This is a genomic window from Dethiosulfatibacter sp. (genome assembly GCF_983023055.1).
Map to the genome: position 1 here is coordinate 1 of NZ_CEZJXU010000435.1, position 2,162 is coordinate 2,162.

The 2,162-nt window shown below is 40.3% G+C and carries 3 protein-coding genes; all 3 read right to left on the reverse strand.

All coding sequences use genetic code 11. The features are described from left to right. The coding region (locus tag AC3AX0_RS12075; RefSeq protein ID WP_487550529.1) for an ABC transporter ATP-binding protein at positions 1-695 on the reverse strand (695 nt) is incomplete at its 3' end. A gap of 31 nt (positions 696-726) precedes the next feature. Further along, positions 727-1,743, reverse strand: a complete 1,017-nt coding sequence (locus AC3AX0_RS12080) for an ABC transporter substrate-binding protein (protein ID WP_487550530.1) — start codon at positions 1,741-1,743, stop codon at positions 727-729. Continuing rightward, the coding region (locus AC3AX0_RS12085) for an ABC transporter permease (RefSeq protein ID WP_487550531.1) at positions 1,743-2,162 on the reverse strand (420 nt) is incomplete at its 5' end. The genes AC3AX0_RS12080 and AC3AX0_RS12085, both read right to left, overlap by 1 nt.

Below are 2,162 nucleotides of genomic sequence, written 5' to 3' on the forward strand. Positions count from 1 at the left end.
TCCTTACTTCTAGGTCTGTCAAAATCCACTTTAAGCTCATGGACTATATGACCTGGTCTTTCACTCATGACATATATCCTGTCCGAAAGATAAATAGCCTCGTCGATATCGTGAGTTACGAAGAGTACTGACTTTTTGTGCATCTGCCAGATCTTAAGGAGCCAGTCCTGCATGTTTGATCTTGTAATGGCATCAAGAGCTCCAAAAGGCTCGTCAAGAAGCATTATGGGACTTCCTATTAGGAAGGTCCTGAGAAGAGCCGCCCTTTGCCTCATTCCACCGGACAGCTGATTCGGGTATGAGTCCTCAAATCCTTCAAGGCCAAATTCAACAAATTGGGATGCTGCAGTCTCAATATTTTCCTTCTTGGCGATACCCTTAATCTCCAGAGGCAGAATCACATTGTCCATTATGTTTCTCCAGGGCATGAGAAGATCCATCTGCTGCATATAGCTGACTGTTTCCTCAGACTCTTCAACCTTGATGTCGTTAATATATATGTCTCCTGAAAAACCAACCTCAAGTCCTGTAATAAGCCTGAAGACCGTGCTCTTGCCGCATCCACTGGGACCTATTATGGATACAAACTCGCTATCCCCAAGATCTATATTTATATTGTTCAGTGTTTCAAGCTTGTCTCCATTATCCATGAAATAAGTCTTTGAAACATTTCTTAGAAGAACTCTCTTGTTCATCAAACCACCCTGACTTATTATTTCTTATATATTATTTGTTTAAAAAATCGTTTGTAAATGCTTTTTCAGATTCTACTTCATTAGCTATGAATTCATTCTCAAGAAGCCAGTTAGTATATCTGCTCCATACTTCTACATCCTGGTATCCCCAGTACTCTGCATCTGCAGTGTATTTGTCCGCCAAGAATTTTTGGCTTTCAATAACAAGTGTTTCATTAAGTTCAGGTGCTCCAGTCAATAGTGCTTGTGCAGCTTCTTCAGGATTTGCTATTGCAAATTCATATCCCATTGCTGCAGCCTTCATGAAGTTCTCAACAAGCTCAGGCTTTTCTTCAATGTTCTTTTCACTTGTTATGATTACAGGAGTATAATAGTCAAATACCTCTGCTTCCTTTCCAAGGTCAACATAGTTTACATCAAATCCTTTTTGTTTTGCTTCAATTACAGACCATCCTTCGAAAACCCATGCGAAATCAACATCTCCAGACTCACTTGCTGCAAAGAAATCAACATCGCCTATTGTTACTACTTCAACTTTTTCAGAATCTGCACCTTCCTGATCCATAAGGTATTTGATTGTAGCCATTTCAACTGGTGAACCCCAGCCACCGTATTTCTTTCCTTCAAAATCTGCAGGAGATGCTATTCCCTTATCGCTTATAGACATGAATCCTGAAGTGTTGTGCTGAATTACAGCTGCAACTGAAACTATAGGTATTCCTTCTGCTCTTGCCATTGTTACTGCTTCCTGGTAGCTGATTCCGAACTGTGCTGAATCAGATGCTACAAGCTGTTCTGCCGTTGAACTAGGTTGAATGATTTCAACATCAAGACCCATTTCCTCGAAATATCCCATTTCCTTGGCAACATATATTCCAGTGTGGTTGGTATTTGGGAACCAATCCAGTGTAAACACTACCTTTTGAAGCTCTACTTCTTCAGGTGCCTGTGTATCTTCTGCTGGCTCCTGAGTTTCCTCTGCAGGCTGGCATCCAGCCATTGTAAACATCATCATCATTACTAAAATTAAAGCTAAAAATCTTTTCATCATATTCTCCTTTTATCCTTTTTCCAAGGCATTAGTTTTTTGCCGCAAATATCAACTATTGCGACGAATATCAGTGTCATTATTATTATAAATAAAATGTCTGCAAACATTGCAGGTATTCTGTAGGATTTCATTACCCTTATCAAAAATATTCCAAGTCCTTCCTGAGCACCTACCCATTCAGATATCACTGCACCCATTACACTGTAGGTGGCTGCTATCCTAAGACCTGCAAAGAATGAAGGCATTGCAGCGGGAAGCTTGCACTTGAAAAATATCTGGTTTTCCGTAGCATTCATGCTTCTCATCATGTCTATGAGTTCTCCGTCGACTGATGACAGCCCCTCTGTTAGACTTACAGCAATAGGAAAGAAGCATACCAAAACTACAACGATAATCTTCGGTGAAAGTCCAAATCC

What these genes read in the sequence shown, in the direction of transcription:
- AC3AX0_RS12080 (WP_487550530.1), bottom strand. Translation starts at nt 1,743, where the DNA reads ATGAAAAGATTTTTAGCTTTAATTTTAGTAATGATGATGATGTTTACA.